The sequence below is a fragment of the Halomicrobium zhouii genome (assembly GCF_900114435.1).
In the GTDB taxonomy this organism is placed as follows: domain Archaea; phylum Halobacteriota; class Halobacteria; order Halobacteriales; family Haloarculaceae; genus Halomicrobium; species Halomicrobium zhouii.
Window position 1 is genome coordinate 25148 of record NZ_FOZK01000005.1, and the last position, 19158, is coordinate 44305.

General features: G+C 67.7%; 17 protein-coding genes. 7 read left to right on the forward strand and 10 right to left on the reverse strand.

Annotation, left to right across the window (positions count from 1 at the left end):
- Positions 1-102: 102 nt before the first annotated feature.
- The 5 genes from BM337_RS18535 to eif1A form a co-directional block, all read right to left on the reverse strand.
- On the reverse strand, positions 103-1617 hold the full coding sequence (locus BM337_RS18535; protein ID WP_089818770.1) for an HTTM domain-containing protein: 1515 nt from the start codon (positions 1615-1617) through the stop codon (positions 103-105).
- Between the two features lie 84 nt (positions 1618-1701).
- Positions 1702-2901 carry a tryptophan--tRNA ligase gene (locus BM337_RS18540; RefSeq protein WP_089818772.1) on the reverse strand — a complete coding sequence of 400 codons (1200 nt, stop codon included), beginning with the start codon at positions 2899-2901 and terminating at the stop codon, positions 1702-1704.
- A 214-nt stretch (positions 2902-3115) separates the two neighbouring features.
- Positions 3116-4000, reverse strand: a complete 885-nt coding sequence (locus tag BM337_RS18545; RefSeq protein ID WP_245778704.1) for a winged helix-turn-helix domain-containing protein — start codon at positions 3998-4000, stop codon at positions 3116-3118.
- Between the two features lie 89 nt (positions 4001-4089).
- Complete coding sequence (gene rio1, locus BM337_RS18550) at positions 4090-4992, reverse strand: serine/threonine-protein kinase Rio1 (protein ID WP_089818774.1); 903 nt, start codon at positions 4990-4992, stop codon at positions 4090-4092.
- A 41-nt stretch (positions 4993-5033) separates the two neighbouring features.
- Positions 5034-5321, reverse strand: coding sequence for a translation initiation factor eIF-1A (gene eif1A, locus BM337_RS18555; protein ID WP_089818776.1), 288 nt, complete (start codon positions 5319-5321; stop codon positions 5034-5036).
- Between the two features lie 412 nt (positions 5322-5733).
- On the opposite strand from eif1A, the gene BM337_RS18560 reads away from it, so the two are divergent.
- Together BM337_RS18560 and BM337_RS18565 are read left to right on the forward strand one after the other, a co-directional pair.
- On the forward strand, positions 5734-6153 hold the full coding sequence (locus tag BM337_RS18560; protein WP_089818777.1) for an SCP2 sterol-binding domain-containing protein: 420 nt from the start codon (positions 5734-5736) through the stop codon (positions 6151-6153).
- Between the two features lie 58 nt (positions 6154-6211).
- The gene (locus BM337_RS18565) at positions 6212-6427 is read left to right on the forward strand and encodes a DUF7470 family protein (RefSeq protein ID WP_089818780.1); all 216 of its coding nucleotides are present in this window, start codon (positions 6212-6214) and stop codon (positions 6425-6427) included.
- A gap of 19 nt (positions 6428-6446) precedes the next feature.
- Here the strand turns inward: BM337_RS18565 and BM337_RS18570 are convergent, their stop codons facing one another.
- Both BM337_RS18570 and BM337_RS18575 read right to left on the reverse strand, forming a co-directional pair.
- Positions 6447-8501 (reverse strand): DUF460 domain-containing protein, encoded by a 2055-nt coding sequence (locus tag BM337_RS18570; protein WP_089818782.1) that lies wholly within the window; start codon positions 8499-8501, stop codon positions 6447-6449.
- A 74-nt stretch (positions 8502-8575) separates the two neighbouring features.
- Positions 8576-8944, reverse strand: coding sequence for a VOC family protein (locus BM337_RS18575; protein ID WP_089818784.1), 369 nt, complete (start codon positions 8942-8944; stop codon positions 8576-8578).
- A 132-nt stretch (positions 8945-9076) separates the two neighbouring features.
- Here BM337_RS18575 and BM337_RS18580 point away from each other — a divergent pair, with 132 nt between their 5' ends.
- On the forward strand, positions 9077-10048 hold the full coding sequence (locus BM337_RS18580; protein WP_089818786.1) for an aldo/keto reductase: 972 nt from the start codon (positions 9077-9079) through the stop codon (positions 10046-10048).
- A gap of 48 nt (positions 10049-10096) precedes the next feature.
- Entirely contained in the window at positions 10097-11032 is a 936-nt protein-coding gene (locus BM337_RS18585; RefSeq protein ID WP_089818788.1) for an SDR family NAD(P)-dependent oxidoreductase, read from the forward strand.
- Here the strand turns inward: BM337_RS18585 and rnz are convergent.
- Positions 11014-11940: a ribonuclease Z gene (gene rnz, locus BM337_RS18590; protein ID WP_089818791.1), complete on the reverse strand. Its 927-nt coding sequence runs from the start codon at positions 11938-11940 to the stop codon at positions 11014-11016. The two genes, BM337_RS18585 and rnz, sit on opposite strands and share 19 nt — an antisense overlap.
- 392 nt (positions 11941-12332) lie before the next feature.
- Between rnz and BM337_RS21310 the strand changes: the two genes are divergently transcribed.
- The 3 genes from BM337_RS21310 (at position 12333) to BM337_RS18605 (ending at position 17749) form a co-directional block, all read left to right on the forward strand.
- Positions 12333-16169, forward strand: a complete 3837-nt coding sequence (locus BM337_RS21310) for a DUF7282 domain-containing protein (RefSeq protein ID WP_089818793.1) — start codon at positions 12333-12335, stop codon at positions 16167-16169.
- Positions 16170-16273: 104 nt separating this feature from the next.
- Positions 16274-16930 (forward strand): potassium channel family protein, encoded by a 657-nt coding sequence (locus BM337_RS18600; protein WP_089818795.1) that lies wholly within the window; start codon positions 16274-16276, stop codon positions 16928-16930.
- 351 nt (positions 16931-17281) lie between these two features.
- Positions 17282-17749, forward strand: coding sequence for a DUF7384 family protein (locus tag BM337_RS18605; RefSeq protein ID WP_089818797.1), 468 nt, complete (start codon positions 17282-17284; stop codon positions 17747-17749).
- Positions 17750-17795: 46 nt separating this feature from the next.
- Here BM337_RS18605 and BM337_RS18610 read toward each other — a convergent pair whose 3' ends face one another.
- Complete coding sequence (locus BM337_RS18610) at positions 17796-18563, reverse strand: SDR family NAD(P)-dependent oxidoreductase (RefSeq protein WP_089818798.1); 768 nt, start codon at positions 18561-18563, stop codon at positions 17796-17798.
- A 7-nt stretch (positions 18564-18570) separates the two neighbouring features.
- Positions 18571-19155, reverse strand: coding sequence for an RdgB/HAM1 family non-canonical purine NTP pyrophosphatase (gene rdgB, locus BM337_RS18615; protein ID WP_089818800.1), 585 nt, complete (start codon positions 19153-19155; stop codon positions 18571-18573).
- Between the last annotated feature and the right edge of the window lie 3 nt (positions 19156-19158).

Below are 19158 nucleotides of genomic sequence, written 5' to 3' on the forward strand. Positions count from 1 at the left end.
TCTATCGAGAACCGGGGTCTCATAGTGGTGGTTGTAACTTTTTACCGGCGTTCGACGTGGCCGGTGCCGGCGAACGCCGGAACGGGCTTACAACCACCACTATCACCCACCGAAGCAGTCGTGTCGCCAGATCGTTCGCTGCTCCGGCGGTTCGTCGCCGTCGGGCCCGGTCTGTTCGAGGACGTAGACGATGCGGAACGTCTCCAGCCTCGCGCCCCGGTCCCGGTCGTCGTTCCACTCGCGACAGTGGTACTGGCCGTAGTAGAGGCGGTAGTCGCTGTAGGAGCGCTGCCAGAGGTTCATCATGTACTTGCGCGACCGCGCGTCGTCGTACTGGGCGGAGACGTCGGCCGGTTTGTCGAAGCTGACCGGTGCGCCGCCGCGGTAGACGTCGACCTGGGTGCCGTTAGTGAGCGTCCCGGGCATCACGTACCAGCCGTCGTCGCGTAGCGGGTCGGGGGCGAACATGGTCCAGTACTGGGGCAACTGCAGCGTCTCGCCCCACCGGTCGAGGGGCTGGGGGACGATGTCGCGGTGCTCGGTGGAGTAGCTTGTCCGGTCGTCGACGAGCTGGACGTTCCACAGGCCGACGAACACCAGCGAGGTGACAGCGACGGCGAGGGCCGTGAGTCGGACGCCACGGCGGGCGTGCCGGGCGACGTCGTCGTCGGCGAACGAGAGCCCGACGCTCCCGCGCTCGGCGACGGTCCGGGCCCACGACGGCGTCCACCGTCCGGTGTCCTCGGGGATCAGGCGGTCCCAGACGACGGGCGGCACGAAGGCCGTGAGGGCGACGACGGCGACGAAGGGGAACAGTCCCAGGTGCATCGTCAGGAACATGCCGAGGTGGGCGCCGACGAAGGACGCCGCCAGCGCCGCGCGCGGCCACCACGTCAACAGGATCAACAGCGGCGCGGCCGTCCAGAGGACGACGATGGCCCAGTTCAAGGCGACCATCACGCCCGGCATCCCCGCGAGCGCGTCGCCGAGGGGCGTCGTGAACTGTTCGAGGCTCATCGCGTAGGCGAGGCCGTCGCCCCGGAGCCAGACGTCGCCGTCGTGTTTCATCGCGACGTTGGCGGCGTACATCAGGACGACCTGGCAGAGCAGGCCGACGGTCCCGATGGAGAGGACTCGCCCCTCGCGGCCGCCGGTCCGGAGCGCGTCGACGGAGAAGCGCGCCCCCATCGGCGCGAACATCGCCCAGAACAGCACCAGCCGGAGCAGGGTGTCGCCGCCGTTCAGCACCAGCGGCATCCGGGCGTGCAGCGACGCCCAGAGGAGCCACGCCAGCACGCTCGCGACGCGGGTCCGGTAGCCCACGAGAAAGGCGACGGCCACGAGCGCCTGCACGGCGAACAGCGCGCCGACCAGTTCGACGCTCCCCGCCGCGAGGTGGATCGAGAGTTCCGACCGCTCGGTCAACAGCGCCCACCGCGGGAGGACGCCGGCGTCGGTGTAGTGGGCCCGCAGGTGGGTCGCCCGCATCGCCAGGTCCGCGAGCAGGAGGACGCCCAGGCCGATGCGAACGGCGCCCAGCGCGCGAGCGTCGACGCCCAGACGCGGCTCCAGGAGGGCCCGCACCCGCTGCCACCGCCGCCCCGCCGGGAGAGACATGGTTCCATTCACCGAACCGGACGACGAAAAATGTTACGTACTGATCACTAGCCGGTAGCGGGCCCACCGGCGGTCATCCCGTGCTCACTCCCCGAGCGACGGCTGCAGGGCTGCGCGCTCGTCCCCGGTCAGTCGGAACGGTGCCAGCTCCTCGGCGAGCGGCCCGAGCGCGTTCCGTCGTTCCTGGTGTGCCCGCAGGAACTCGCCGACCGTCTCCGCGGCGTACTGCTTCAGCTCGCCGCTGAGTAGCTCCCCGTGTCGGTACTCCCCGGCGAGTCGTTCGACCGCCTCGTCGTCGGGTTCCAGGAAGTAGTACAGCAGCTGGTAGGCCACGTCGACTTCGGGGTCGCCGCCGTGTTCGCGGTGTGCGTCGACGTCAGCGCGGCCGCCGGAGTAGGCGTGCTGCACGATCGTCTCGCGGGCGTCTTCGGGGTCGTCGGTGAGTTCGATGCCGGGCGCGTCGTCGGAGGAACTCATCTTCCCCGGGCCCGCCAGGCTCGGGAGGAACTTGCCCAGCAGTGCCCCCGGCTTTTCGACGTCGAAATCCTCCTTCGCGGCGACGTCGCGGGCGACCCGGACGTGCGGGTCCTGGTCGATGGCGACCGGCACCAGCGTCGGGTGGCGCCCGTGGACGAGCTGTGGCAGCAGGAGGTGGGCGGCCTGCACCGCCGGGTAAAAGGAGAGCCCGACGTTCGGCGGCTCGCCGTAGACGGCGTCGACGGTCGACTGGGTGATCCGTTTTGCCATCCGGACCGCCGTCGGGTAGACCACGTCGGCGTCGAGGGTGTCGACGAGGATGCGCGTCCGCTCGGGGTCGAACCCGACGGCGAGCAGATCCCGGAGGTTGTCCCGCGTGTGCCCGCGGATTTCCTCGACTGACTGGTCCTTCAGGAGGTACTTCTCGTCGTCGGAGAGGGGAATGTAGACGCGAGCGCCGGTCTCGTCCTGGATCCGCTTCGCGAGGTAGAACGGCATGACGTGGCCCAGGTGCAGCGGTCCGGACGGGCCGACCCCGGTAACGATGGAGTGAGTCGTCCCGCGCTCGGCGGCGTCGAGGAACTGGTCGACGTCGCGACCGGCGTAGTAGATGCGCCGGCGGACCAGCGGGTGGTCCGGGAAGCGGGCGGCCTGCTCGTCGGTCAGCCGGTCGGCGCCGAAGCGGTCGAGGAGCTTCTCGTAGTCGACGTCCCCCTCGATGTCGTACGGCGTGACGGTGAACTCGTCCTCGTCGGTGTTCGTCGGTCGATCACTGGCTGTCGGGTCGGTGTCGTCGTCGGCTGGCATCGGTGTCGTAAGTGGATTCGCGTCGGTGGTCGCGCGTCGGTACCGAGTGAGAGAACGAGTGAGCGTCGACCCGCCGCCGGGACGGTTACGCCGCCCCGGAGGCGCTGCCGACACTGTCCGCTCCCGGAGTCTGCGTGCGCCAGCGCCACGCGGGAGCGGACTGCATCAGTGTGAACCAGTCGACCGGTTTACAAAACGGTTTCGAACAGCTAACTCAGTCCTCGCGTACCGCGTCGACGACAGACAGGTCCTCGTCGAGAGTCACCGCGAGCGTCTCGCCGCCGTGCTCCACGTCGACGCGAACCCGGAGCGGGTCCTCTGCCAGCACAGTCGTCGCCTCTCGCCGCAGGAACGGCAGATGCCAGGGCGGCTGGTCCCGCAAGTCGACGCTGTGGTCGCGGTAGAACGCAATGACGGCGGGGTGGGTCAGCAGGACAGCGCCCGGTGAGGCCTGCAGCGAGTTCTGGCACCGCTCACAGCGGAAAACGGCGAGCGGGAAGTCGTCCACGTCGAACGAGGGAACGCTTCCCCGTTCGAGCCGGCCCGTCGTCGGCCCCGAACAGAGCGTACAGAACCCCGCCATTGACTTCCGCAACGTAGCGTCCAGGTACCGGCCGAAGGCGGCCGGGATCTCCTCTCGCGGGCGTCCCTCAACCGCGGCTGGCGGGAGCGCACACCCGGCGACCACTCTGTCGCAGTCGACGCAGCCGACCGTCATGCGCTCGTCCTCGTAGCGCGCTTCGAGCCCCGCGCCGCAGGACGGACAGACGTCGCGGTCGGCCGACAGCGGGACCGGATCCACCGACAGCGACGCCGTATACGCCCCTGAGAGGATGGCGCCATACACCTGTGCGCCCGCGGTGGTGAGTTCGTATCCGTCCTCGCCCTTTCGGACGAATCGGTCGAGGAGCTTCTGGAGGTGGTAGTTGAAGCCGGCGCTGTCTCGGACGCCGACGCGCGCTCGGAGTTCCGAGAACCCGAGTGCGTCGGGTTGCGCTTCGGCGAGTGCCCGAACGATGTCGACTCGCGTCTCGTCCCCGAGCACGGCGAATGCCTGTTCGGGCGGCACGTCGGCCTCGGTGTCGTCGGAGTCGGTCACTCTCGGAACGTCGACCGCCGGGATAAAAACAGATACCGGTGGCCAGACCGCTGGCGGAGGCCCGAGAGCCTGCCGGAGAAATAACGCGCCTACGCGTCGTCGTCGTCCTCGTCGGCGGTGACGAACTCGTACAGGTCGTCGGCCGTCACGTCGACGCCTTCGCCGGCGAAGAAGTTCGCGATGTTCTGACAGTCCCGTTCGAGGAACTCCCGGGCGTTGCCGTGGTGGGTCGTCACCGCCTGCCCGAGGTCGATGACGACCAGCTGGCCCTCGTGGAAGACGATGTTGTACTCCGAGAGGTCGCCGTGGACGAGGCCGGCGCGGTGGAGCCGGCGCATGTACTCGCGGACCACCTCGAAGGCCGTCTCGGGGTTCTCGACGTGGACCTCGTTGAGTCGCTTGGCCCGCCCGCCCTCGTCGGTGGCGATGTACTCCATGACGAGGACGTTGCGCTCGACGGCCAGCGGTTCCGGCGCCCGGACGCCCGCCGCGCGCGCTCGCTTGAGGTTGGCGAACTCCTTGCGGACCCAGGCGGTGACGACCTTCTTCTTGTCCGAGCCGATGCCCTCGAAGCGCGGGTCGCCGTCGAGGTACCCCCGCATGTCCTTGAAATCCGAGGCGTTGATGCGGTACACCTTGACGGCCACTTCCGGTGACTCCGCCCGGCCCAGTTCGTCGCGGGCGGTGTCGCCGCCCAGCGCGGTGTAGACGTTGGCCTCCTTGCCGGTCGAGATGGGACCGCCGAAGGCGTCGATGTAGCCGTCCTGGACGAGCTTGTACAGCGCGCCGAAGGTGGCGTCGTCGAACACCGACGCCTCGACTTTGAACTGCTCGGTGTTCTTGATCCGCTTGCGCCACTGGCTGAACTCGCGGTCCCGCTCGCGGGCGATGCGGTCCGCGTCGGTGTCGGAGACGTCGATCTCTTCCCACTCGTCGCCGACGCCCTCGACCTCCTCGGGCTCCAGCAGGTCGAACTCCGCGTCGCCGGTCATCGCCGCTCACCCGGGGCCGTGAGGAAAGTCATGTGAAGTGGCTACTCCTGGATGTGTCCCTCCTCGCGTAACTGGTCTGCCTCCTGCTTCTCGTAGCGCCACGTGATGTCGGCCTTCTCGTCCTGCCAGTCCCAGGGCTCGACGAGGACGACGTCGTCTTCGCGGATCCAGATCCGCTTTTGCATCTTGCCAGGGATGCGAGCAGTCCGCTCGGTCCCGTCCATACACCGGACCTCGACGCGGTTGGCTCCCAGCATGTTCGTCACGACGGCGAACACCTCGTCCTCGTCCGGCATGCGGAGATCTTTCCTGCTCTCGTTGTCGCTCATGGTCGCCTCTTGGCCGGGGGGACGGTTAAGTTTTGCAAAAACTGCTCTCTGGAACAGTCGGAACCGCGTTTGTTGCTGCCGAGAGCGACTGTAACCACAAGAAAGCCCCGACGCGTTCACCTCCCGCGGGTCGTTGCGGTCCTTGCGTCCCCGGGGTTCGGTGAACGCGTCGCCCCTTTCAGTCCCGCCCGCCTGGTCAATCAAACCGGGCGGGACTGAAAGGGGCCGGTCGCTCGTGGAGCGAGACCCACCAAGCACGCCGAAGGCGCGCGCAGGTGCGGTCGCAGCCCACGAGCGACCGGGGGCTTTCTGGTTCTACTTTTCGTTGGAGTTCCCACTCCTGCCACGAGCCTCTTCGATTCGACGTCGCGAGTGGTAACGTACAAAACCCGCCCGGCTAAAACACGGACAGATGACGCCGACGTTGCCCGACGAGGCCGACGCGTGGGTTCGCGCCTGGCGCGACCGGCTGAACGACTCGGAGGAGTTCGTCGACGCCGCTGGGGAGTTCGAGGCGGCGATACTGTTCGTCGTCCAGCCTGACGAGAGTTACGACGGCGACCCGGTCCGCATGCTCGTCGACGTGGCCGACGGCGAGTGCGTGACCGCGGCGGCAGTCGCTGTCGACGCCGACAGGCAGTACGACTACGCGCTCCGGGGCCCTTACGCGGCCTGGAAGGCGCTCCTGCGGGACGAACTCGACACCGCCGAGGCGGTGATGGGCGGCCCCTTCGACGTCGAGGGCGACACCCTGGCGCTGATGAGCCACCGGAAGGCCTTCCTCGCGATGGTCGCGACGGCCCGCGACGTGGACGTCGAGTTCGCCCACTAGCCGACGGGACCGTTTCCGGACCGTAGCGCTTACCGCCGTGGCACTGGCAGGTGGGAGTATGCTCGACAAACTCGGGATGGCCGGCATCCTCGGTGTGCTCGTCATGCTGGCCGGAATCGCCATCGTCGCCTGGCAGAACCTCTTCCTGGCCGCCGGCCTCGCCTTCGTCGTGGCCGGCATCGGACTCATCGTCTACGGCATGGTCACGAACCTCCTCTCCGCGTTCGGCCTCGGCGGCGGTGGGATGGGCGGGATGGGCGGCGGTCTGCAGTAGAACGCCGGGACGTATCGCGCTAGTCGCTCTGCCCTCTCTCACCAGCCCGGTGCTCGGAGATCAGCCGGTCGACCATCTCGGCGTTGCGGTCCCGCCGGCGTTCCTCGGCGCGTTCCTCCCAGTCCGCGATGGCGGCCTCGACTTCCTCCTCGCGGGCGACGGCGAGTTCGTCCACCTCCTGGACGGTGACCATCTCGGCGGGGGCGACGGGAATTCCGTGTTCGAAGAGGATAGTGTCCGCCACGTCCGAGAGCCCGCCGGTCCGGAGGACGAGCTTGGGGTCCACGTCGGCCAGTTTCTGGGCAGTGCTTCGGCCGGCGCCCGAGGCGTCCCTGAGGAGGACGATGTCGTCCTCGATGAGCCCGATGCTCTCGTCGGCCTCGCGGATGGCGCCCGTGGTGAACTGGTCGACCACCTTCACCGACGTGAGGCCCTGCTTCTTCTCGGAGACGTCGGCGAAGTTCGAGTGGTCGAGCTTCCACAGCGCCTTGAGCCGGTCGAGTTTCCCCTCCAGGTTCTCGTTGCGCTCCCGTTCCTCCTCGAGTTCGTACTCCAGGCGCTCGGTCTTCCGCCGGAGTCTCGTCACCTCGCTGTCCCGCCGGACCTCGATGCGCTCGTCGCTGCGTGCCTGGGAGAGCGCCTCTTCTTTCTCGGCCAGCTCGTCGTCTTTCTCCGCGATGGTGTCCTCCAGCGACTCGGCGTGGTCCTGGAGGCGCTCGACCTGTTTCCGTAGCTCCTTGATCGTCTGCTCTTCTTCGGTGAGTTCGCGTGGCTGGTGGTCCTCGCTCCCGTCTGCTCCGTCGTGACCACCGTCACCGTCGCCGTCCTCACCGAGGTCCGCCAGCACGGTCTCGACGGACTCCTCGCCGGCGACGACTCTGGCGGTCACCTCGCCGGTGTCGACGCGCGGCGGTACTTTCCGCGCGATGCGCTCGAACTGGTCCTCGTGGGCGTCGTAGGCCGACAGCGCTGCCGCCATCGCGTCCCGCTGGTGGTCGTTGTCGTACCCCTCGTCCCGGGTCCGGTGCTGTTTCTCGTCGACCGGCAGGTCGGACTGCGGCGTCCACCCCGCCGCGTCGAACGACCGGCGGAGCTTCTCGACGGTCTCGGGCATCGGCGTCACGTCCGCGGCGACGATGATCGGTCGCCCCTGCTCGACGATCCACTCGGTGACGTCGGCGGCGTCGACGGTCCGCGAGGAGAAGACGTCCAGCACGGAGCCGTCGAGGCCCACCACTGCGGCGGCTGTCGTCGTCCCGGGGTCGACCCCCACCACGACGTGGTCCCGCCGTTTCGCGAGCGGTCGGAACTCGATGCCGTCGCGGCGCTCGCGCTCGATTTCGATGCGCGTGTCGCCCGCCCGCTCCCTGGAGACGGGGATGTCCTGGGGTCGGGCAGAGACTGTGAAGATTGCCTGCGAGAACCCGCCGTACTTTTCGGTGACGTCCTTCTCGTAGTCCAGACCGGCGCCCTCCAGCTCGGACTCGACCTCGCGGGCCCGGCGCTTGACCGAGCCGTGGATCCGGCGGGTGAACCGGTCCTCAGACCAGCCGCCACCGCCACCCGTGGAGCGCCCGCGCGAGACCTTCACCTCCGTCGTGTTCGTAAAGGCCGACACCTCCTGGCCGACGTTGGCCGCCGCGAGCCTGGCCGCCGCCTCGGCCTCTTTCATCGGTTCCTTGGCGTAGGGGACCCCGTGGCGCGAGGCGACCCTGGAGAGTGGCTCCGGTCGCTCCGCTCCGGTCACCTGGACGAGTTTCGTCTCGTCCGGCAGCTCGCCGAGGAAGTGGACCAGCGAGTCCTTGTCCTCGGCGAGTTCGTACATGTTGTCCGTCGCGACGATGGCCGGCTCCTCGCTCTCGATGCGCCGCCGGAGTTTGCGGTGGCTGACGACGTCCCGTTCCACCTCCTCCCCGCCGTCAGAACGCTCCCCGTCCTGACGTGCTCGGGAGACTCCCGTCTCCCGACCGTCGAAGACGACGAGCGCGTAGGAGGGGGCGTCGCCGCGGACGTCACCGCTCTGGACGTCCACCCCGAAGACGACCGCGTCCAGCGCTCCCGTGCGCGTGTTCACGTTCGCGTGGTAGGGCGTCCCGGACCATAACGCTCACGCCGGGATCGGTCCGGCGACCAGTAGCGGCCGCGGTCCTATAGCGACTCGATGAACTCCAGCGTGTACCCCTCGGGGTCCTCGACGAACGCGACGTAGGCGTCCGCCGCTTCGACGGTGAGGGGATCCGTGACGACGGTGCCGCCGGCCTCGACCGCTCGCTCGACGGTCGCGTCGAGGTCGTCGACGGTCAGGGCGACGTGGTCGACGTCGGCCCGGCCCGGCGCGATGGGCGTCGTCCGGTCCGGGTCGTGTTTGAGCTGCAGTTCGCCGTGTTCGTCGCCGAGGTAGATATTCTCGACGCCGTCCATCTCGAAGGACCAGGTGCGTTCGAGGCCGAGGGCCTCGTAGAACTCGATCGCCCGGTCGACGTCCGATACCCACAGCGCGACGTGTGCGACGTCCATGGTTCCACTCTCGAACCGCGCTGAAATGACAGTACCGACTCGGTCGTCCGTGGTCTCGCTGGGTTCCCATCAGGCCGTTCGTGTCGGAAAGTTGGCGTCGACTTTTTCCACTCGTCCCCCGACCTCCGTCGCATGGAGTACACGACCCTCGGTTCGACCGGGATGGAGGTCTCGAAGATCTGTCTGGGCTGCATGAGCTTCGGGAGCGGCGACGAGTGGATGCTCGACGAAGACGACTCGCGGGAACTCATCGAGCGCGCGATCGACCTCGGAATCAACTTCTTCGACACGGCGAACGTCTACTCGTCGGGCGAATCCGAGGAGATCCTCGGGAACGTGCTGGCCGACTACGACCGGGACGAGCAGGTCGTCGCGACGAAGGTCCGCTGGCCCGGTGCGAAAGAACATCGCAACGCCGAGGGGCTGTCGCGGAAGACCATCGAACAGGAACTCGCCCACTCGCTGGACCGGCTGGGAATGGACACCGTCGACCTCTACCAGATCCACCGCTGGGACTACGACACGCCCATCGAGACGACGCTGCGGGCGCTGGACGACGCGGTCCGCCGGGGGCAGGTCCGGCACCTCGGCGCGTCGTCGATGTACGCCCACCAGTTCCAGCGCGCGCTACACGTCAGCGACCGCGAGAACCTCGCGCGCTTCGAGGCGATGCAGGACCTCCACCACCTCACCTACCGCGAGGAGGAACGCGAGATGTACCCGGTCTGCGACCGCGAGAACGTCGGCGTCCTGCCGTGGAGTCCGCTCGGGGCGGGCTACCTCACCCGGCCACACGAGGAGTTCAGCGCCACCACGCGGGGCGAACACGAGATCGACTACGGCACCCCGTATCACGAGGGCCCCGGCAGCGAAGAGATAAACGAGCGCGTCCAGGAACTGGCCGCCGACAAGGGAGTTACGATGGCCCAGATCGCGATGGCCTGGCAGTTCCAGCACGACGCCGTCACCGCGCCCATCCTCGGGACCTCGAGCATCGAACACCTCGAGGAGGCCGTCGAAGCGCTCGATATCGACCTCTCGGCCTCGGACGTCGAGTACCTCGAAGAGCCCTACCACCCGGTGCCGGTCTACGGCCACGAGTAGGGTCTCCCATCCCCGTCCTTCTTGCCTGCAGCGTCCGTCCGATCCGACATGTCCGACGCGGACGACGCCGTCGTGTTGGTGACTGGGGGAACGAGCGGCATCGGCCGCGAGACGGTTCGCGGGCTGGCGGATCGGGGTGCGACCGTCCTCGTCCACGGACGCGACCGCGGCCGGGGTGAGCGCGTCTGTGAGATGGTCCGCGAACGCACGCCGGGTGCGGCCACCTTCTACCCGGCCGACTTCGCTGACTTCGACCAGGTGCGAACCCTCGCTGGCGCGGTTGCCGACGACCACGACCGACTCGACGCGCTCGTCAACAACGCGGGGACCTGGCAGGACGAGCGACGTCTCACGGACGCAGTCGGTGACCGCTCCGATGGGTCACGAGTCAGGATAGAACTGACCGTCGCGGTGAACCACTGCGCCCACTTTTTGCTCACCCACCGTCTCTTCCCGCTCCTCGACGCCGCGGACGGGCGCGTGGTCACGGTTTCGTCGGACCTCCACCGGCGAGCCTCCTTCGACCTGGACGCTCTCACCGGACCGGACGGGCCGACCGGGCGCGACGCCTACGCGCTCTCGAAACTGGCGAACGTGCTGTTCACGTTCGGCCTGGCGCGTCGCGCAGCGGCCGCGGGTGTCACGTCGAACGCGTGCCACCCCGGGGTGGTCCCGTCCAGCCGCCTCGCCCGGGATTCGAGCGGCCTGTCCTCGCTCGTCTGGAAGGCATTCGGCGCTCTCGGTGCGAGGATCCCGATCGGCCCGGTCGTCGACGAACGCGAGGCAGCGCGGACCTCAGTCTACCTGGCGGCGTCGGACGACGTCGCCGGGACGACCGGCCAGTACTTCGCCGACCGTGAGCCCCGGTCGGCGGCGCCGAGCGCGTCAGACCGCGAGCGACAGGACGCGCTCTGGGAGTGGACTGCCGACGCCACCGACGTCGACGCCCGGCTACCGGGGGTCCCTCACTCCTCGTCGGGGTAGGGCACCCGGAGTTTCTGGCCGTCCTGGGCGACGAAGCTCTCGCCCTCGAACGCATCGGCGGCCTCGTGGGCAAGTGGCGACGGGTCCCCGCCGTAGCGCGTCGAGACGTGCGTGAGCGCGAGGCGTTTGGCCCCCGCTCGCTGGGCCACCTCGGCGGCCTGCTTCGCCGTGGAGTGCGCCGTCGCCTGCGCCCGGTCCCGGCGGTCTTCGGCGAAGGTAGCGTCGTGGATCAAGAGGTCGGCGTCCTCGCTGGCCGCGGCCACGGCGTCGGTGGGCTCCGTGTCGCCGGTGTACACGAGGGTACGACCAGGCCTGGCCGGGCCGACGACCTCCTCGGGTTCGACGACGCGGCCGTCGTCGAGTTCGACGGACTCGCCGCGGTGGAGCTTGGAGTAGGCGGGACCAGGCGAGATGCCCAGTTCGTTCTCCGCCTTCTCGCGGTCGAACCGGCCCTTCCGGTCGTCCTCGACGACGGCGTAGCCCACGGAGTTGCAGCGGTGCTCGGTCCTGATCGCGCGGACCTCGTACTCCTCACGGTCGACGACGACGTCGCCGGGCGAGACCTGGTGGATTCGCACTGGAAACGCGGGGTCGTTCCCGCCGACGTGGATCAGGTCTTCGATCTGGCTGCGAGTGCCCGTGGGGGCGTGGATGGCCAGGGGCTCCTCTCGGTCGTTGAAGTCCCACGTCTGGACCAGGCCCGGAAGGCCCAGGATGTGGTCGCCGTGGAGGTGGGTGACGAAGACGTGCTCGACCGCGAAGCCGGTGTTGTACCGCATCATCTGGCGCTGGGTCCCCTCGCCGCAGTCGAACAGCAGCTGGTCCCCTTCCCGGTTGACGAAGACGGCGCTCGTGTTGCGCTCGGTCGTGGGCACGGCGCCGCTGGTCCCGAGAAACGTTACCCGCATGGCGAATCGTCGGCGGGGGAGGGGTAAACCCGTGTCGGATTTCCACCGAGACGCCACTGGCCAGGGGGACGGACGCCTCGATCTCCCGCCGTTCGTTCACGTTGCGGAGGGACACCACGACACGCCCCGTCCAATCGCAAGACGGCGGCCGGAAACCGGGACGTATTTCAGTGGGGGGTTCGGGAAAGCAAGGCTGACTCGCCCTCGTGCCTGTCGGGGGTTCTCCCCCTCGATTCCGGTGGGACCAAGGCTTCTCTTAGAACCGACAGAATCGCACTAGGGCGGGCCTGTCACCGCCCCCAGGACTGAACGAACTCTCCGGTTTATCTGTTGATCGAACGACGTTTCGACTGCATCGTCATGACAGTACCAACACCTGACCAGAGAGTAGTATGACACGCTCCACGAACAGGGCCGCTGTCGTCATCGTCGCGTTGATGATAGCACTCAGCGGCGCGTTCGTCGTACAGGGGGCCGTCGCGCAGGAGACTGCCGACGACTCCGGGAGCGACGAGTCATCGCTCGAGGTCGTATCGCTGAACGCACCGGAGAGCGCCGCGCCCGGGTCGAACGTCACCGTCGGCGCGGAGATCGAGAACCCCACCGACGACCGGATAACCGAATCCGTCGAGTTCCGCCTCGGCGGGCCGGTCGTCGCCACGAAGCTCGTGACAGTCGACCCGAACGACTCCGAGGTGGTCCAGTTCCGGGCCGACACGGAGGGGCTCGAGACGGGGACCTACTACCACGCCGTCTTCGCCGAGGACAGTGGACAGGTCGAACAGATCACCCTCTCCGAGTCGTTCACGCTCGACTCGGTCGACGCACCGGAGAGCGCGACCGTCGGGGACGAACTCACCGTCGAGGCCGAGGTGACTAACCCCAACGACTTCGAGACGAACCAGTCGGTGACGTTCCGCCTCGACGGCCAGGTCGTCTCCGAGGAGCGGGTCACGCTCGACGCCGAGGAGAGTGACACCGTCACGTTCGACGTCGCCACCGACGACCTCGAAGCCGGCGACTACGTCCACGGGGTCTTCACCCGTGACGACGGGCAGTTCCTCCAGCTGACCCTCGACGCCTCCGAGGACGGAGAGGAGACCGAGACCGAGACGGAGACTGAAACCGAGACAGAGACGGAGACCGAGACGAAATCTGAGGATACGGAGACCGAAACCGAAGCGGAAGAGCCCGAGACCGAGACGGAGACAGAGACGGAAACTGAAACCGAGACCGAGGCCGAGGACGAGGACGAAACCGAGACTGAGACGGAAACGGAAACCGAGACCGAGACCGAGACCGAGACCGAGACCGAGACGGAAACGGAAACGGAAACCGAGACTGAGACGGAAACGGAAACCGAGACTGAGACGGAAACGGAAACCGAGACTGAGACGGAAACGGAAACCGAGACTGAGACGGAAACGGAAACCGAGACTGAGACTGAGACTGAGACTGAGACTGAGACGGAAACGGAAACTGAGACAGAGACAGAAACGGAAACCGAGGCTGAGACTGAGACCGAGGACGAACCGAGCGCGTCGGTCGTCTTCCCGACCTACAACGCCACGATGGTCACCGTCGACCAGGTCACGGTGTCGGAGGGCGGCTTCGTCGCCATCCACGAGCAGACCGACGACGGTGAAGTCGGGCCGGTCATCGGCGTCTCGGAGTACCTGGAGGCCGGGACTCACGAGAACGTCGAGGTCCACCTCTTCGACGTCCCCGGTGCGGAGTACGACCAGGACGAGCTCACGGAGAGCCAGACCCTGATCGCGATGCCGCACCTGGACACCGACGACGACCAGACGTTCGACTTCGTCGAGAGTGACGGCGCGGACGACGGTCCCTACACCCAGGACGGTGAGGCGGTCACCGACGAGGCCTACATCCAGCTAGACGACGTCGAAGAGCCGGAGACGGAAACGGAAACTGAGACGGAAACGGAGACCGAGACCGAGACCGAGACGGAGACAGAGACCGAGACGGAAACGGAAACTGAGACCGAGACAGAGACCGAAACCGAGGCGCCCGCTGCGGAGGTGAACGCGAGCGTCACCTTCGAACAGCAGACGACCGACGGCTCGACGATAACGGTCGATTCGGCCGAACTCGATGAGGGCGGCTTCGTCGCCGTCCACAACGAGAGCCTGCTCGACGGCGACGCCGTCGGCAGCGTCGTCGGCGTCTCCGAGTACCTCGAACCCGGCGAGCACGAGGACGTCGAGATCGAGCTCTTCGACGTCCCCGGTGCGGAGTACGACCAGGACGAACTCACGGAGAACCAGACGCTGATCGTGATGCCGCACCTGGACACGAACGACAACGAGACCTACGACTTCGTCGCGACCAACGGGTCGGAAGACGGGCCGTACACCCAGGACGGTGAGGCGGTGACCGACGACGCGCTCGTCCAGGTCGACGCCGTCGAACAGCCGCCAGAAGAGACAGAGACCGAGGAACCGCTGACCGAGACGGAGACGGAAGCACCGGTCAACGAGACGGAGACCGAAACCGAGACCGAGGTCGCGGCGCCCGAAAACGCCTCCGTCGCGTTCGAGAACCAGACCTCGAACGGGACGACGGTGACCATCGACAACGTCACCGTGCCGGAGGGTGGCTACGTCGCCATCCACGACCAGTTCCTGTTCGAGGGTGACGTCATCGGGAGCGTCGTCGGCGTCTCGGAGTACCTGGAGGCCGGGACCCACGAGAACGTCACGGTCACCCTGTTCAACGTCTCCGGCGCGGAGTACGCGCAGGACTCGCTCACCGAGAACGAGACGCTGATCGCGATGCCGCACATGGAGACGAACGACAACGAGTCCTACGACTTCGTCGCCACGAACGGCACCGAGGACGGTGCCTACACGGTCGACGGTGAACCGGTCACCGACGAAGCGCTGATCACCGTCCAGGCAGACGCCGAACCGGTCCAGGAGACCGAGACGGAGACGCCGGTCAACGAGACGGAGGCGCCTGTCAACGAGACGGAGACGCCGGTCAACGAGACCGAGGCCGGACTCACCGAGAACGAGACCGAGAACGAGACGACGAACGAGACGGCCGCGATGGACGCGAACGCGTCCGTCGAGGTGACGAACGTGAGTTCGCAGGGCACCGCGGTGACTGTCAACGCGACCCTGTCGGAGGGCGGCTACGTGGCCATCCACAACGATAGCCTGCTCGCCAACGCGACCGAGCTCGACCTGGACGAGGCGGTCGACAGCACTATCGGCGCCTCGGAGTACCTCGAAGCCGGTGAGCACGAGAACGTGACGATCACGCTCTTCGACGTGCCGGGTGCCGAGTTCAACGAGACCGAGCTCACCGAGAGCCAGTTCCTGGTCGCGATGCCGCACATGGAGACGAACGACAACGAGACGTTCGACTACGTCGCGACGAACGGCACCGAAGATGGGCCCTACACCATCGACGGTGAACCGATCGTCGCACCCGCGATCTACGACGCGCCGGGCGACGACGAGACGATAGTCGGTTACAACGAGTCCGACGACGAGGCGGCGGACGTCAACGAGACCGAAAACGAGACTGAGGCCGGACTCACCGAGAACGAGACCGAGAACGAAACTGACGGGCTGAACGAGACCGAAACGGAGACCGAAGCCGGACTCGACGAGACTGAAAACGAGACCGAAGCCGGACTCGACGAGACCGAAACCGACGCGGCGGGTGACACGACGACGGTCACGGCACAGACCGCGGTCACCTTCGAGAACCAGACCGCGAACGTCACCGAGAACGGTACCGCGGTGACCATCGCGTCGACGACGCTCTCCGAGGGTGGTTACGTGGCCATCCACAACGAGAGCCTGCTCGACGGTGACGCCGTCGGCAGCGTCGTCGGGGTCTCCGAGTACCTCGAGGCCGGGACCTACGAGAACCTCTCGGTGGTTCTCTACAACGTCTCCGGCGCCGAGTTCGACGACACCGAGTTCACGGAGAACGAGACGCTGATCGCGATGCCGCACATGGAGACGAACGACAACGAGACGTACGACTTCGTCGCCACGAACGGGACGGCTGACGGGCCGTACCTCGCCGACGGCGAACCCATCGTCGACGACGCCACCGTCGCACCGCCGACCGAGGACGCGACGGACGCCGACGAAATGAACGAGACGAACGCCACGGAGAACGAGACGAACGAAACCGCGACCGGGACGAACGCCACGGAGAACGAGACCGAAGCGCTCGTCGCTCCCTGACGCGATCCGCCCGGCTTCATTTTTCGACTCGCGATCGAGTTCCGTAGCTCCGCGGCCGCTCGTGGAGGGCTAGCGTTTTTAGCCCTGGTACCATACACCATGGTATGAAGTTCGTCATCGTCGGCTACGGACGCGTTGGGATGCGGACCGCCGGCATTCTGGCCCCGGAGGGCCACGACGTCGTCGTCGTCGACAACGACCCGGACAAGGTAGACCGAGCACGGACGGAGGGGTTCGAGACCGTCGCGGGCGACGGCACGGACGAGAGCGTCCTCGAGGAGTCCGGACTGGCCGACGCCGACGCCATCGGCGGGCTGACCGGCGACCTCAACACCAACTTCACGGCCTGCATGATCGGCAAGGAGTACGGCTGCCGGACCGTGTTGCGCATCGACGAGGACTACCGCGAGGAGATCTACGAGAAGTACGACGCGGACGTCGACGAGATAATCTACCCCGAACGCCTGGGCGCGGCGGGGGCCAAGACCGCACTGCTCGGGGGCGACTTCAACGTCATCGCCGACCTCGCCGAACAGCTGACTGTCGCGACGGTGGACATCCCCGAGGGCGCGCCCGTGGTCGGCTCGCGCGTCGTCGAGGTCGACCTCCCGAGCCAGGCGCGCATCTACGCCCACGGCCACGACAAGGAACCCATGACCATCCCGCTGCCGCGGACGGAGATCGAAGCGGGCGACCACGTGGCGGTCCTCTCCGATCCCGACGCCATCACGGAGGTCCGGACGGCGCTCAGGGGAGCGTAGTCACTCCGGAGAGTGGAGAGGGGGTCGAGCGCGACCCGTCCGGAGGGCAGCCGGCGCGTACCGAAAGAGGATGGGTCGCGTCGTCCGGGCGCGCGATGGGAGGATGGGATACGGGCGCACCGTCGTCCTGTCCGGCGACGGCACGCGAGCCGTACGTGCGCACCCGTCGAGTCGGACCCGTGGCTCTCACTTAAACACCCGTCAGACGGTCGTCTCACACGGCCGTCCGCCGGGGATTTTTGGTCGCGCCGTCCCTCGATACGCCCATGACATGGGGAACGCTCTTCGAGCGCGCAGACGAGTACGACGTCACCGTCGAGGCCATCGACCGGGCGCTCTCGGAGCACAGGGATGACCGCTGACCCGACCCGCGTCGTCGCCGACGCCGACGTCCTCGCCGCGGACCTCCTCGTCGGTGGTGACGCCCGCGCGGCCCTCGACCACGTCCGCAGGCACTCCTGGGTAACTCTGGTCGCCAGCGATCCGCTGCTCGACGACGCCGAAGCGGTGATCACTGACCTGGCCGACGCCGACCTCGCCGCGGACTGGCGCGAGCGAATCGAGCAGGAACGGGAACCGGTCGACCACCCCGACGACGACCATCCGGCGCTGGCCTCCGCCTACCGCGGCGAGGCGGCCCACCTTCTCACGTTCGACGAGTCGCTGCGCAGCGCCGAGGCCGGTCTCTCCCTGCAACCGCGCGTCTCGGTCAGCGTCCGCTCGCCGGACGCGTTCGCGACCGTCTTCGACGCCGAATCCCTGTACGAGGCGACCCGCGACGGCGAGTATCCGGGACCGGACCGCGACCCCAGGGACTAGCACTCACTCACTCTCGCCAGCGGCCGCTCGTGGCCGCTACCGCCCGTTACCGGCCACCGTTGACGATCCGGGCGCCCCAGCGACGGAGTCGCCGGGGACAGATCCGCAGGAACAGGGTCAGGAGTTTCATCGGCAGACCGGGGATCACGACCGCCTCGCCGGCCTGGAGACCGTCGTACGCCGCTCTCGCGACCTCATCGGGCGTGTGGGAGAACACCTGTGCGACGGTGGAGTCGCCCATGCCGGCGCGTTCCTGGAACTCGGTGTCGACCGGACCTGGACAGACCACGGTCACGTCGATCGCGGTGTCGCGGTACTCCGATGCTAGCGCCTCCGAGAAGCTGTTCACGTAGGCCTTGCTGGCGTAGTAGCCGGCCAGCAGCGGCCCGGGCGTGAAGCCCGCGACGGAGCCGACGTTCAGGACCTGCCCCCGGGACCGGCCGTCGAGGAACCGGTGGGTGAGTTCCACGAGCACGTCGACGTTCAGCCGGAGCTGGGTCCGCTGGTCGGCCAGGTCGCCCTCGCCGAAGCGGCCGTAGACGCCGACGCCGACGTTGTTGACGAGGGTGTCGAGGGAGATTCCCCGGCCGTCGAGTGAGTCGAACAGCCGGTCCGGTGCGTCGTCGTCGGTGAGGTCAATCGGGATGGCGGTCGCGTCGACGCCGTAGTCGGTTTCGAGTTCGTCGGCGAGCGACCGGAGGCGCTCCTCGCGCCGGGCGACGAGGACCAGGTCGTGGCCGTGCCTGGCGAACTCGGTCGCGAGCGCGCGGCCGATGCCCGCGCTGGCACCGGTGACGAGGGTAGTTGGAGCCATCAGCCGGTCAGACCCGTCCGGTCTCGTCGAGCCAGTCGCCCAGTTTCGCCAGCGCCCGGCCGCGGTGGGAGACGGCGTTCTTTTCTTCAGTGCTCATCTCCGCGAACGTCGTCCCGTCGTGTTCGAAGATGGGGTCGTAGCCGAACCCGCCGTCTCCGCGGGGGGCGACGATGGTCCCCGGAACGACGCCCTCGAAAACCTTGACCGGCGGGTCGCCGTCGCGGACGGAGTCGGTACTGTCCGACGCTTCGAACCCCTCACCGTCGCAGTACGCGACGACCGTCCTGAATTTGGCCCCGTGGTCGTCCTCGGGTTCCGTGAGCCGCCAGACCCGATCGATACCGACGTGGGACTCGACGTAGGAGGAGTACGGCCCGGGGAAGCCGTCGAAGGCGTCGACGAACAGCCCGGAGTCGTCGACGATGACCGGCCCGCCGGCCTCCCGGTAGGCCTCCCGGGCGCCGTGGGCGGCGATGGCGCCCAGGTCCTCGCCCTGTACCTCGGTGTAGTCGAAGTCCAACTGCTCGACCGACCCCAGGTACTGCTCGGCCTCGTGGACCTTCCCGGGGTTGGTCGTGACGAACGTGAGCATACC